We start from the raw sequence: 12,826 nt of genomic DNA on the forward strand, positions 1-12,826 counted from the left end.
CCATGGGCGACTCGCTGTTCTCCCGGGCCACCTGGCTCAACTCGCTGCACATGTCGACGCTCACCGTGGCCTGCCTCGGTGAGCGCGGCATCGACGCCGCCAGCCTGCTGGAAGGCAGCGGCATCACCGAGGACGACCTGCGCGCCCTGCAACGGCTGATCAACCCCGGGCAGGAGCAGCAGGTGTTCGCCAACGCCCTGCGCCTCGCCGACACCCCGGCGCTGGGGCTGGAACTGGGCCAGCGCACGCGCATCTCCGCCTACGGCCTGCTGGGCTATGCGCTGCTCTCGGCGCCCACCCTGGGCGAGGCCCTGCGCATCGGCCTGGGCTACCCGGTACTGCTGGGCACCTACTTCCACCTGCGCCTGGTGGAGGAGGGCGACCTGGCCTGGCTGCTGGCCAGCGGCTACGGCGAGCGCGAGGCGCTCAAGCCCTTCAACACCGAACTCTGCCTCGGCTCGCTGCGGGTGACCTGTGCCGACCTGCTCGGCCAGCCGCTGCCGGTGGCCGCGCTGGAGCTGGACTACCCTGAGCCACCCGGCGCCGCGCCGCTCTACCGCCAGGCCTTCGACCGTGCCCCGCGCTTTGGCCGTGCGCGCAGCGGCTTCGGCTTCCCCCGCGAATGGCTGGAACGTCCGCTGCCCCTGGCCGACCCGGTCACCCACCGGGAAATGCTCGAACAGTGCCGCCGGCAGAACGCCGAGTTCGCCACCCGCCGCGCCTGGCTGGAGCGCGTGCGCGACCTGCTTGCCCAGCGCCTGACCGCACCGCCGGGGCTGGAGGAGCTGGCCCGCGCCATGAACTGCTCCGCCCGCAGCCTGCGCCGCCACCTGGCCCAGCAGCAGACCAGCTACCAGCAACTGCTCGACGACCTGCGCTTCGCCCGCGCCAAGGAACTGCTGCAACAGGGCGAGCTGCCCATCTACCGCATCGCCGAGGAACTCGGCTTCAGCGAAACCGCCAGCCTCCGCCACGCCTTCCAGCGCTGGAGCGGCCAGCCCCCCAGCCAGTTCCGCGGCTGAAGTCGACCCCCGACGCCTACGGCCCAGGTGCGTAGGGTGGATGACGCTTTTCTCATCCACCAAGCGGAGCCCCCAATCGCGCTGAACCCACCTGTGACGCGTAGGGGGGGCCGGGCGACGCTCCGCTTCAATATGTAGGGTGGGCCGGGCGGCGTTCCGCTTCAGCCCACCGCCTCTGTGCTCCGCCCCACACATTGCCTTCGTGCACGCCCCGTCGGGTTACACCCGACCTACAAGGGCGCTCTGTTGCAGGCCGCTCGTTCCCATGTTCCCCGTCGACACCGCCGGTGGATGAAAAGAGCGCCATCCACCCTACGCCCCGGTTGGCGTCGTGGTTCGGGGTGAATACGGTGCCGTAGGTTGGCGCCGAGCGCAGCGAGGCCCAACGATGTGCGTGCGGCCATGCGGTCGCTCACCTCCCATGCGCAATGCCATGGCCAGTCAAATTGGCCATTTCGATCCCCTATTGGCCGCCCGTCCCCCTGCGCAAGGGGCCTCGATCCGCCACAGAATCCATCCACCCATAACAAGATGAGGTTCCCGGCATGCTGACCGTGTACAGCGACGACCACCGTCTCCATTTCGGCCAGTCCGAACTGGTGGATGGCAAGCTCCAGCCCTGCTTCGAGATGCCCAGCCGCGCGGACACCGTGCTGGCGCGGGTGCGCCACCAGGCGCTGGGGGAGGTGATCGAGCCCCGTGACTTCGGCCTGGAGCCCATCCTGCGGGTGCACGACGCCGCCTACGTGGATTTCCTCAAGGGCGCCTGGGCGCGCTGGGCCGCCGAAGGCCACAGCTGCGACATGCTGCCGAGCACCTTCCCCGCGCGCCGCCTGCGCCGTGATGGCCCCATCCCCACGGCGCTGCACGGCCAGCTCGGCCACTACTGCTTCGACACCGAGGCGCCCATCACCGCCGGCACCTGGCAGGCCGTGTACAGCTCGGCGCAGGTCGCGCTCACCGCCCAGGACCACATGCGCAACGGCGCCAGCACCGCCTTCGCCCTGTGCCGCCCGCCGGGCCACCACGCCGGCAGCGACTTCATGGGCGGCTACTGCTTCTTCAACAACGCCGCCATCGCCACCCAGGCCTTTATCGACCAAGGCGCGCGCCGCGTGGCCATCCTCGATGTCGACTACCACCACGGCAACGGCACCCAGGAACTGTTCTACAGCCGCGGCGACGTGCTCTTCGCCTCCATCCACGGCGACCCGCTGGTGGAATACCCCTACTACCTGGGCCACGCCGACGAACGTGGCGAGGGCGCTGGCGCCGGCTGCAACCACAACTACCCGCTGCCCCACGGCACCGGCTGGGAAGGCTGGGCCGCCGCCCTGGAAGACGCCTGCCGCAAGATCGCCGCTTACGCGCCGGACGCGCTGGTGATCTCCCTCGGCGTCGACACCTACAAGGACGACCCCATCTCCCAGTTCAAGCTGGATTCGCCCGACTACCTGGCCATGGGCCGGCGCATCGCCGCCCTCGGCCTGCCCACGCTGTTCATCATGGAAGGCGGCTACGCGGTTGAGGCCATCGGGGTGAACGCCGTCAACGTGCTGCAAGGCTATGAAGAGGTGGCCCGATGAACGCCCGCCATCTTGTCGCCCTGGCGCTGCTGGGCGCCTCCCTCAACGCTGCCGCCGAGCCGGTGGTGCGCATCTACAACTGGTTCGACTACATCGCCCCGGACACCCTGGAGAACTTCCGCAAGGACAGCGGCATCACCCCCAAGTACGACGTCTACGACAGCAACGAGGTGCTGGAGGCCAAGCTGCTCTCCGGCCACTCCGGCTACGACCTGGTGGTGCCCAGCGACGGCTTCCTGCCCAACTACATGAAGGCCGGTGTGTTCCAGCCCCTGGACAAGAGCAAGCTGCCCAACTGGAAGAACCTCAACCCGGCGCTGCTCAAGGTGCTGGCCGCCAAGGACCCGGGCAACCAGTACGTGATGCCCTACATGTGGGGCACCAACGGCATCGCCTACAACCTCGACAAGGTGCGCGCGGTGCTTGGCGAGAACGCGCCGGTGGACTCCTGGGAGCTGATCTTCAACCCCGACAACCTGGCCAAGCTCAAGCAGTGCGGCGTGGCCTTCCTCGACTCGCCCACCGAGGTGATCCCCGAGGTGCTGCACTACCTGGGCCTGCCGCCCAACAGCCGCAACCCCGACGACTACGCCAAGGCCGAGGCACTGCTCACCCGCCTGCGCCCGAGCGTCACCTACTTCAGCTCCTCGAAGTTCGTCAGCGACCTGGCCAACGGCGAAATCTGCGTCGCCCTGGCCTGGTCCGGCGGTGCCATGCAGGCCGCTGCCCGCGCCGAGGAAGCCGGCAACGGGGTGAAGGTGGAATACCGCATTCCCAAGGAAGGCACCGCCGCCTGGTTCGACGTGCTGGCCATCCCCAGGGACGCGCAGAACGTCGAGCAGGCCCACGCCTTCCTCAACTACCTGCTGCGCCCGGAAGTGGTGGCGCCCATCTCCGACCACGTGGCCTACGCCAACCCCAACCAGGCGGCAGATGGGCTCATCTCCGCCACCCTGCGTGACAACCCCAACGTCTACCCGCCGGCGGAGGTGCAGGCCAAGCTGTTCTCGGTGGAGATGCTGCCGCCCAAGCTGGAGCGCATCCGTACCCGCACCTGGACCAAGATCAAGACCGGTACCTAATGCGCTCGCGCTCGCTTCGTAGGATGGCGTAGAGCGAAGCGAAACCCATCGTCACCGAAGGTGATGGGGGCACGGGGAAGGGCCGCACCGCGGCCTTTTCTCATTTGCGATTCCAAAATGAAATGCTATGTTATGTAGCGTTTCGTATATGGATCGATTGCCATGGGTATCGTCAAGATTTCCGATGTACTGCACGAAGAGGCGCGCATCGCGTGCCGCGCCATGTCCCGCTCCATCAACGCCCAGGCCGAGCACTGGATGCGCATCGGCATGCTCGCCGAGGCCCAGCCGGAGCTGACCTACGCCGACATCATCAAGCGCCTGATGGAGGAGGCCCGCGAGCTGGAACTCTCCGCCGCGCCACCGGTGGAGACGGTGGAGTGAGCAAGGTCACCCTCAAGAACGCCGCCGAGGTCGAGCGCATGGTCGTCGCCGGCCGCCTGGCGGCACGGGTGCTGGAGGCGCTGGATGATTTTATCGTCCCCGGCGTCACCACCGCGCAGATCGACGCCTTCGCCGAGCGCTACATAGTCGAAACCCTGCAGGCCATCCCCGGCAGCAAGGGCCAGTACGGCTACCCCTTCACCGTCAACACCTCGGTCAACCAGGTGGTCTGCCACGGCTGGCCCTCGGCGGAGGAGGTGCTGCAGGAGGGCGACATCGTCAACGTCGACGTCACGGTGATCAAGGACGGCTTCTACGGCGATACCAGCAAGATGTACTGCCTCGGCACCATCAGTGACGACGCCCGGCGCCTGGTGCACACCACTCAGCAGTGCCTCTACGACGCCATCCGCCTGGTGCGCCCCGGCGCCACGCTGGGCGACATCGGCCACGCCATCCAGAGCCGTGCCGAGGAGGCGGGCTACTCGGTGGTGATCGAGTACTGCGGTCACGGCATCGGCCGGCAGATGCACGAAAGCCCGCAGGTGGTCCACGTCGGCCATCCCGGCACTGGCCTGCGCCTGCAGCCGGGCATGACCTTCACCATCGAACCGATGATCAACCAGGGCCGCCGCAGCGTCCGCACCCTCGCCGACGGCTGGACCGTCATCACCCGCGACGGCAGCCTCTCGGCCCAGTTCGAGCACACCATCCTCGTCACCGAAACCGGCTACCGCGTGCTCACCCTGCGCGAGGAAGAGCGCGACGCCTTCCCAGCGACGCCGTAGCAGGCAACCTGTAGCCCGGGCTTCAGCCCGGGAGCCCGCTGCGCAGAGGGCTCCCCGTAGGGCGGGTGAAACCCGCGTTGCCTTGGCGCACGGCCCTGTCGGGTTGCACCCGACCTACCAGCACTCGGTGCCGTAGGTTGGCGCCGAGCGCAGCGAGGCCCAACGGTGCGGGGTTGGTCGGCACGCGCCACCGCATGGGTTTCGCTTCGCTCTACGCCATCCTACGGGTGTGCGTCTGCGCCTTTGTAGGATGGGTAGAGCTCTGCGAAACCCATCGATGCGGATCAGCCGGTTATCGCTTGCTTACCCCCGGCACACCGCCACGGTTTCCACCTTCACCTCTTCCCGTGCCTTGAGCATCAAGCCACCCGCCAGCAGCAGGGCGCCGGCGGCGAGCAGCAGGGCGGGGCGCAGGCCGCCGCTGAAGTGGCTGCTCAGGGCCGCCAGCAGCGGGCCGCCGAGCTGGCCCAAGGCGAAGCCGGCGGTGAGCAGGCCGACATTGCGGGCGTGGCCCAGCGGGTCGATCTCCCGGGCCCGCTGCATCACCAGCAGCATGCTGGCGAGGAAGGGCCCACCGCAGAAGATCACCCCCAGCGCCAGCCCGGCCATGCCCGGGAACAGGCAGGCCAGCACCCCCAGCGCCTGCAGCCAGAGCGCGCCCACCAGCCAGCGGCCGGTGTTGCCGGAACCCGGGCGGCGCAGGCTTACCAGCAGCACGCCGAGGGTGGCGACCAGGCCAAAGGCGGGCCAGAACAGGTCGGCCAGCCACTGGCCGTGGAACTGCGCGGCGGCCATCTGCGAAAGGAAGGTGGCGGGGATGATGTAGCCGATGCCCACCAGCGAGTACGCCACCAGCAGCGGGTAGAAGGCCTTTGGCCGCGGGCCCGCCTGTTGCGGCGCGGTATCGGCGCGGGCCTGCGGGCGTGGCAGCAGCGGGTGGATGGCTGCGGTCAGTATCAGCGCGGTAACGCCATACAGCAGCCAGGCGCTGGACGAGCCCTGGCCCAGCAGGTTCAGCGCCAGGGCCATCAGCCCGGTGGCCAGCACGCCCAGGCTCGGCCCGGTGAAGATCAGCCCGGCCAGGCGTGGTCGACCGGCCTGCACCGCCACCTGGGCGGCCAGGGCGGTGAGCACCACCAGCACCCAGGCGCTGGCCACGCCGGCGGCGAAGCGCAGCGCCACATGGGGCCAGAAGCCGAACGCCCAGGCAGAGGCGAGGGTGATGGCCACGCCGGCCCAGAGCCCGCCGAACAGGCGGCGCCGTGCCTGCTCGGGCGCGGTGGCGCGCAGGGCATCGAGGGCGCCCACCAGGTAGCCGAGGTAGTTGGCGGCGGCGATCAGCCCGGCGCCGGTGAGGTCGACCTGGCCTTCGGCGATCAGGTGCGGCAGCTGCGGGGTGAGCGAGAAGCGCCCCACGCCCATGGCGACGAACAGGGCGAGGATGCTGGCGAGGATGCGGATGATGGGCGACATGGCGGCCTCCGGGGTGGCGATGGAAGCCATGCTAGGGTTTTGACTTGTTCAGTTAAAACGAATAATAAAGAACAACTTGTTCAACTAAAGAGAATGCTTGCCATGGAACTCAGCCAGCTGCGCATCTTCCAGGCGGTCGCCGAGGAAGGCTCCATCGCCAAGGCCGCGGTGCGCATGAGCCGCGTGCCGTCGAACCTGTCCACCCGCCTGCGCCAGCTGGAGGAAGCCCTGGGCGTGGACCTGTTCCTCCGCGAACGCCAGCGCCTGCAGCTGTCCGCCGCAGGCAAGGTGCTGCTGGGCTACGCCGAGCGCATGTTCAAGCTGCAGGCCGAGGCGGAAGCGGCGCTCAAGGGCGGCGAGCCGGCGGGCGACTTCGTCATCGGCTCCATGTACAGCACCGCCGCCATCCACCTGCCGGGGATGCTGGCGCGCTTCCACCGGGCCTGGCCGGCGGTCAACCTGCAGGTGCAAACGTTGCCCAGCGGCGAGCTGATCGAGGGCCTGGTCAGCGGCAAGCTGGACGCGGCGCTGGTGGACGGCCCCATGGACTACGCCGAGCTGGACGGCCTGCCGCTGTTCGAGGAAACCCTGGTGCTCATCACCAGCCTCGGCCACGCCCCGGTGGCCTCGGCGGCGGATGTGCTGGGCGAGGCGGTGTACAGCTTCCGCCCGCGCTGTTCCTACCGTAAACGCATCGAAAGCTGGTTCGCCGCCGCGCGGGTGCCCATGGGGCAGATCATGGAGATCGAGTCCTACCACAGCATGCTCGCCTGCGTGGTCGCCGGTGGCGGTGTGGCGCTGATGCCGCTGTCCATGCTGCAGACCCTGCCCGGCCGCGAAGCGGTGGCGGTGCACCGCCTGGCCGAACCCTTCGACCACACCACCACCTGGCTGATGTGGCGCAAAGGCATGCTCGGCGCCAACCTCAAGGCCTGGATCGAGGTGATGGACGTAGAGCCCATGCAACCCGCGTAACCATTGCCTGCACCGGCGCCAGATCGTGGGAGCGGATTCATCCGCGAAGGGTGTGCGCGGCAGCATGGGTTTCGCTTCGCTCTACCCATCCTACGAAAGCCACCACGTGCACATTGGGTTGGTGCGCACATCAATGTGAGGAATCGAGCGAAGAAAGTTGGAGCAGCCGCCAAACGCCCCTTCGCGGCGTGCCCCTGGAACGATGATGGAGCGAGGGAAGTCTGGCGAAGCCAGACCCGTATACAGGGGCAAGCCCTTTTGGTTCCTTTTAAGTGGTTCGGCATTCCGACGATTGTTAAAAGGGACTCGCCCGGGTGGGCGAAACCAGAAGCGTCAACAAAACTCGGCAATCAGCTGGACTCAAATCCTCTAGCAACACTTAACGCAGATAGAGCCAATTCATTCGCCCAGCGGCGCCAGATCGTGGGAGCGGATTCATCCGCGATAAGACCCGACCCTTGCACGAGGCCCGACACCCAGCGTTGGGCCTCGCTGTGCTCGGCGCCAACCTACGATGAGCCGATTGCGTGGCTACGCCACACTCCCCTGGAAACTCTGCCGCCACGCCGAGGGCGAGACGCCGAAGGAGCGGCCGAAGTGGTGGCGTAGGGAGACGGGCGAGCCGAAACCGGCGAGGGTGGCGATCTTCTCCACGCTCTGGTCGGTACTCTCCAGCAGGCGCTGGGTCAGGGCCAGGCGCTCGGCCAGCAGCCAGTCGCCGAGGGTGCTGCCGGTGAGCTGGCGGAAGTGGCGGCTGAAGGTGCGCCGGCTCATCAGCACGCGCTGGGCCAGGCTGTCGAGGCTGTGCTCCTGCTCCAGGTTGCTGCGCACCCAATCCAGCACACAGGTGAGACGGTCGTCGCGCGGGCTCGTAGGCAGGGGTTGCTCGATAAACTGCGCCTGGCCGCCCTGGCGGTGAGGCGGCACCACCAGGCGCCGGGCCACGCGGTTGGCGGTTTCGGCGCCGCAGTGCTGGCGCAGCAGGTGCAGGCAGCAGTCGATGCCGGCGGCGGTGCCGGCCGAGGTCAGCAGTTCGCCGTCTTCGAGGTAGAGCACGTCCGGGTCCAGCTGCACCTGCGGGTAGCGCTCGGCGAAGTCGCGGGCCCAGGCCCAGTGGGTGGTGGCGCGACGGCCATCGAGCAGGCCGGCTTCGGCCAGCACATAGGCGCCCAGGCACAGGCCGACCAGCTTCGCGCCGCGCGCGTGGGCGGCGACCAGGGCGTCCAGCAGGGCCTGCGGCGGGCGTTCGTCGGGGCGGCGCCAGCTGGGCACTATCACCGTGTCGGCGCTGGCGATGGCCTCCAGGCCGAGGTCGACGGCGATGGAGAAGCCCGCCGTGGTGTGCAGCGGCCCCGGCTCAGCGGCGCACACGCGCAGGTCGAAGGGCGCCATCTCCGGGCAGGTCTCGCCGAACACCAGGCAGGGCACCGAGAGGTGGAAGGGGATGATGCCGTTGAACGCGACCACGACTATCACGTGTTCCTGCATGGGCGGGGGCTCCTTGGGGTTGGCCCGATATTAGCGGAAGTTGGCAGTCGGGCCACTCACCGGCTGGGGTCGGCAGGGCCAAGAATGCGCACCAACCCACCCACAACAAGGAGCTCCACCATGGCCCAGCCGAAGCGTGCGCTGATCGTCATCGATGTGCAGAACGAATACGTCAGCGGCGATCTGCTGATCGAATACCCGCCCGTGGACCAGTCCCTGGCCAATATCGGCCGGGCGATGGATGCCGCCACCGCCGCCGGCATCCCCGTGGTGCTGGTGCAGCACCTGGCGCCGGAGGATTCGCCGATCTTCGCCCGAGGCAGCCGTGGCGCCGAACTGCACCCGCTGGTGGCCGACCGCGCCCACGACCATTTGGTGCAGAAGGACTTCCCCAGCGCCCTGACCGGCACCGACCTGGGCCCCTGGCTGCGCGAGCGCGGCATCGACACCCTGACCATCGTCGGCTACATGACCCAGCACTGCGACGAATCCACCGCCCGCCAGGCCTGCCATGAAGGCTGGAACGTCGAGCTGCTGCACGATGCCACCGGCTCGGTGCCCTTCGCCAACGCCTTCGGCTCGGCCAGCGCCGAGGAGATCCACCGGGTGTTCACCCTGGTCTCCCACACCGGTTTCGCCGCCGTGGCCAGCACCGAGCAATGGCTCGCCGCCCTGGCCGCCGGTGAGGCGTTGCAGGCGGACGATCTCTACCTCTCCAACCAGCGCGCGGTGAAGGCACGCGGCTGACGCAGCGGCAGGCCCGTCCCGGCGCTCTGGGCCGGGCCTGCCGGCGTTGCAGAAATATTCCCTGAACCCTGCTGGCAGGGCCCGGTCGATGCAGTGTGCCCCTCACACGAAAAGGACCGAGCCATGGGCGAGCCCAATCCCCTCAATGTCGTCTTCAGCCTTGCCGCCGGGCTGTTCCTGGTGATCGTCCTGGCCGGCTTCGCCCGTGCCGGGGAGCTGCCGCCAGCCGATCCGCTCCACCCGGCCGAGCACGGCGCGCTCCAGGGCTAGGCTGCGTGCCCTGGGCAGCGCCGGAAACAGCCTGTGATAAATCCACGCCATGCCCCGGGGGGAAATTTGATCCAGGGCATTTTCGCTTTGGCGAGGCGGGGCTACTCTGTATTTGGCAGCGGAATCCTTCCGTTCGCCGAGGGCGGCCAACCTGACTCGGGCCGCCCGACCAACCTTTTGATCGACTGGAGGGGCCCATGAAAGCTTGGCTGAGCCATATCGCCTGGCAGTTGTCCGTGACCCTAGGGCTGACCGAGCGTCCGCGCCTGCAACCCATCCCCGTTCGCAGCGACGAGCAACGTCGCCTGGCCGAGCAGCGTCGGCGCCGCTAGGGCGCCGGTTCCGCAGCGCCTTGCGCGCTCAGTCGTGCGCCTTGAACCAGGCGCCGATCAGCTCGCGCAGGCGCTCCCCGGAAAAACTCGGGAAATGCCCGCCATGCACGGTGCGAACCGGAAGGTCGCGCAGCCGTGCGAGGCTCTTCGCGTAGTCATCCAGATTCGAGTGGTAGGCGTCTTCGATCAGCGGCCCGTCATAGACGATATCGCCGCTGAACAGGGTGCCGGTCCGCGCTTCCCACAGGCTGATGCCGCCGGGTGAATGCCCGGGGGTGTGCAGCACCTCGAGTGTCCTGTCCCCCAGGTCCAGCACATCGCCTTCCTCGATCAGCCGCGTGGCCGGCGCCGCCTTGACGCGGTACTCGGCGTAGCACAGCGGGCAGTCGGGGTGGGCCTCGAACATCTCGTCGCCGACGAAGGCGCGGGCCAGGGTCTTGTCGCCGTCCGGCGTGGCGAGGATGTCCGCTTCGGCGGGGTGCACCAGGCGCTCGGGGAACTCGTGGTGCCCGGCGATATGGTCGAAGTGGGTGTGGCTGGCCACCGCCAGCAGCGGCCGCTCGGTGAGCCAGGGCAACTGCTCGCGCAGGCTTACCAGGCCGGAGCCCGAATCCACCAGCACGTCGCGGTCGCGGCCCTGCACGTGCCACAGGTTGCAGCGGTAGAAGGGCCTCACATAGGGCTCGCTGATCAGGCTGACGCCGTCGTAGAGATGCTCGACCTCGAACCAGCGGTCTCGGCTGACGATCTTCATCGGGGGCTCCCTTGTTGTGGTTGTGGGGGCAGCATACCTGTCCGGTGCGGGCCATGGCGGTGGCGTTTCCAGCATGGGCCTGTGCCGCACCCGACTCCGCCTGGTGGAGGTAAAGAGCGACCTCCACCCCACGACTGTGGGAGCGAATTCATTCGCGAAACGCCCCCGCACGTAGAGCCGTAGCCCGGGCTTCAGCCCGGGGCCAGACGGGAGATTCCCGGGCTGAAGCCCGGGCTACCGGTTGTCCTTGGCTCAAGGCGCAAAGGGCGCGGCCTCGGCCACCTCGATGATCAGCGGCCGGTCGCTTGGTGCATTGCGTAGCAGTTCCTGCAGGTGCGCGTGGTCGCGGGCCTTCTCGGCCTGGCAGCCGAAGCCGCGGGCGATGGCGATGAAGTCCGGGGTGTAGATGTCCACGCCCAGCGGGGTGATGTCGCGGCGCTCCATGTAGCGCTTGATCTCGCCGTAGCCCTGGTTGTTCCACAGCAGCACGATCACGCCGACCCGCGCTTCCACGGCGCTGGCCAGTTCCGGCAGGGTGAACTGGATACCGCCGTCGCCCATCAGGCTGATCACCGGGCGGCCCGGTTCGGCCAGCTTGGCGCCGATGGCTGCCGGCAGGCCGTAGCCCAGAGTGCCGTAGCCGGTGGAGGCGTTGAACCAGCGGCGCGGGCCGTCCAGCTCCACCAGGTGGTTGCCGCTGTACACGGTCTGGGTCGAGTCGCCGACGAAGCGGGCGTCCGGCAGGGTCTCGAGGATGCAGTCGAACAGCTGGCGGTAATGGGCCCAGCCGGAGAAGTCCTCGGCCAGTTGCGCGCGCACCCCGGCGGCGCGCTGGGCGCCCGGGCTGGTGGTGCTGGCTTCGCGCGCCGGCAGCTCGGCCAGCAGCACGCGCATGGCCAGGCGTGCATCGCTGTGGATGGCCAGGGCCGGGGCGTGGTTGCGCACCAGCTGCTGCGGGTCGATGTCGATGCGGATCAGCTCGCCGCCGATGCGGAAGTTGCCGTCGAACACCACGTCATAGTCGGTTTCGCCCAGCTCGGTGCCGATGGCCAGCACCACGTCGGCCTCCAGGGCCAACTGGCGCACCGGGATCAGCGACTGGTTGCTGCCCACCAGCAGCGGGTGGTCGGGTTGCAGCAGGCCCTTGGCGTTGATGGTCAGCGCGGTAGGGGCGTCCAGCGCGGTGGCCAGGGCGCGGGCCTCCGCCTGGGCCTCGACGCAGCCGCCGCCGAGCAGCAGCAGCGGGCGCTTGGCGTTGCGCAGGCGGCTGGCGGCTTCGCGCAGCTGGGCCATGGCCGGGGCCGGGCGCGAGAGGGCAGGGCGGGGCTGCACCTGCAGGTGCTCGGCGGGTGCGGTGATGATGTCCAGCGGCAGCTCGATGTGCACCGGGCGTGGGCGCTGGCTGTCGAACACGGCGAAGGCGCGGGCCAGCACGGCCGGCAGCTCCTCGACGTTCATCAGGGTGTGGCTGAAGGCGGCGACGCCGGCCACCAGGGCGCGCTGGTTGGGCAGCTCGTGCAGGTAGCCGTTGCCCAGCCCCAGGCGCGAGCGTTCGTTGACGCTGGAGATCACCAGCATGGGGATGGAGTCGGCGTAGGCCTGGCCCATGGCGGTGGTGATGTTGGTCATGCCCGGGCCGGTGATGATGAAGCACACGCCCGGCTTGCCGGAGACGCGCGCGTAGCCGTCGGCCATGAAGCCGGCGCCCTGTTCGTGGCGCGGGGTGATGTGGCGGATGCCGCTGCCGGGCAGGCCGCGATACAGCTCGACGGTGTGCACGCCGGGGATGCCGAACACGGTGTCGACGCCCCAGGCTTGCAGTTGCTTGACGAGGAATTCACCGCAGGTGGTCATGGCAGGTTCCTTGCTCTTCCGGTCTCGAATAAAACGAATCCCGGCCTGCGGGCGCAGGCCGGAATTCAAGG

The 12,826-nt window shown here is 68.6% G+C and carries 13 protein-coding genes; 9 read left to right on the plus strand and 4 right to left on the minus strand.

Annotated elements, in window-relative coordinates; genetic code table 11:
* Window positions 1-2 precede the first annotated feature (2 nt).
* The 5 genes from RTW82_RS31125 to map all read left to right on the plus strand — a co-directional run bounded on the left by RTW82_RS31125 (window position 3) and on the right by map (window position 4,862).
* The gene (locus RTW82_RS31125) at window positions 3-1,022 is read left to right on the plus strand and encodes an AraC family transcriptional regulator (protein ID WP_316927510.1); all 1,020 of its coding nucleotides are present in this window, start codon (window positions 3-5) and stop codon (window positions 1,020-1,022) included.
* Between the two features lie 545 nt (window positions 1,023-1,567).
* Complete coding sequence (locus RTW82_RS31130) at window positions 1,568-2,608, plus strand: histone deacetylase family protein (protein WP_316927511.1); 1,041 nt, start codon at window positions 1,568-1,570, stop codon at window positions 2,606-2,608.
* Window positions 2,605-3,690 carry an extracellular solute-binding protein gene (locus RTW82_RS31135; RefSeq protein ID WP_184488987.1) on the plus strand — a complete coding sequence of 362 codons (1,086 nt, stop codon included), beginning with the start codon at window positions 2,605-2,607 and terminating at the stop codon, window positions 3,688-3,690. The genes RTW82_RS31130 and RTW82_RS31135 overlap by 4 nt, the downstream gene beginning before the upstream one ends.
* A gap of 162 nt (window positions 3,691-3,852) precedes the next feature.
* Window positions 3,853-4,074: a ParD-like family protein gene (locus RTW82_RS31140; RefSeq protein WP_316927512.1), complete on the plus strand. Its 222-nt coding sequence runs from the start codon at window positions 3,853-3,855 to the stop codon at window positions 4,072-4,074.
* On the plus strand, window positions 4,071-4,862 hold the full coding sequence (map, locus tag RTW82_RS31145) for a type I methionyl aminopeptidase (RefSeq protein WP_081711618.1): 792 nt from the start codon (window positions 4,071-4,073) through the stop codon (window positions 4,860-4,862). The genes RTW82_RS31140 and map overlap by 4 nt, the downstream gene beginning before the upstream one ends.
* Before the next feature lie 303 nt (window positions 4,863-5,165).
* Here the strand turns inward: map and RTW82_RS31150 are convergent, their stop codons facing one another.
* Window positions 5,166-6,335, minus strand: coding sequence for a YbfB/YjiJ family MFS transporter (locus tag RTW82_RS31150; RefSeq protein WP_316927513.1), 1,170 nt, complete (start codon window positions 6,333-6,335; stop codon window positions 5,166-5,168).
* A 102-nt stretch (window positions 6,336-6,437) separates the two neighbouring features.
* On the opposite strand from RTW82_RS31150, the gene ptrR reads away from it, so the two are divergent.
* Window positions 6,438-7,310, plus strand: coding sequence for a putrescine utilization regulator PtrR (gene ptrR / locus RTW82_RS31155; RefSeq protein ID WP_316927514.1), 873 nt, complete (start codon window positions 6,438-6,440; stop codon window positions 7,308-7,310).
* Window positions 7,311-7,841: 531 nt separating this feature from the next.
* Here the strand turns inward: ptrR and RTW82_RS31160 are convergent.
* Entirely contained in the window at window positions 7,842-8,798 is a 957-nt protein-coding gene (locus RTW82_RS31160; RefSeq protein ID WP_316927515.1) for a helix-turn-helix domain-containing protein, read from the minus strand.
* 120 nt (window positions 8,799-8,918) lie between these two features.
* On the opposite strand from RTW82_RS31160, the gene RTW82_RS31165 reads away from it, so the two are divergent.
* The 3 genes from RTW82_RS31165 (at window position 8,919) to RTW82_RS31175 (ending at window position 10,147) form a co-directional block, all read left to right on the plus strand.
* Complete coding sequence (locus RTW82_RS31165; protein ID WP_316927516.1) at window positions 8,919-9,545, plus strand: cysteine hydrolase family protein; 627 nt, start codon at window positions 8,919-8,921, stop codon at window positions 9,543-9,545.
* A gap of 123 nt (window positions 9,546-9,668) precedes the next feature.
* Window positions 9,669-9,815 (plus strand): hypothetical protein, encoded by a 147-nt coding sequence (locus tag RTW82_RS31170; protein WP_021222824.1) that lies wholly within the window; start codon window positions 9,669-9,671, stop codon window positions 9,813-9,815.
* Between the two features lie 197 nt (window positions 9,816-10,012).
* Window positions 10,013-10,147, plus strand: a complete 135-nt coding sequence (locus tag RTW82_RS31175; protein WP_021222823.1) for a PA1414 family protein — start codon at window positions 10,013-10,015, stop codon at window positions 10,145-10,147.
* Window positions 10,148-10,175: 28 nt separating this feature from the next.
* Here the strand turns inward: RTW82_RS31175 and RTW82_RS31180 are convergent, their stop codons facing one another.
* Window positions 10,176-10,901, minus strand: a complete 726-nt coding sequence (locus RTW82_RS31180; RefSeq protein WP_316927517.1) for an MBL fold metallo-hydrolase — start codon at window positions 10,899-10,901, stop codon at window positions 10,176-10,178.
* 252 nt (window positions 10,902-11,153) lie between these two features.
* Complete coding sequence (locus RTW82_RS31185) at window positions 11,154-12,755, minus strand: 5-guanidino-2-oxopentanoate decarboxylase (protein WP_316927518.1); 1,602 nt, start codon at window positions 12,753-12,755, stop codon at window positions 11,154-11,156.
* Window positions 12,756-12,826 lie beyond the last annotated feature (71 nt).

The sequence above is a fragment of the Pseudomonas sp. zfem005 genome (assembly GCF_032621735.1).
GTDB classification, from domain to species: domain Bacteria; phylum Pseudomonadota; class Gammaproteobacteria; order Pseudomonadales; family Pseudomonadaceae; genus Metapseudomonas; species Metapseudomonas solani.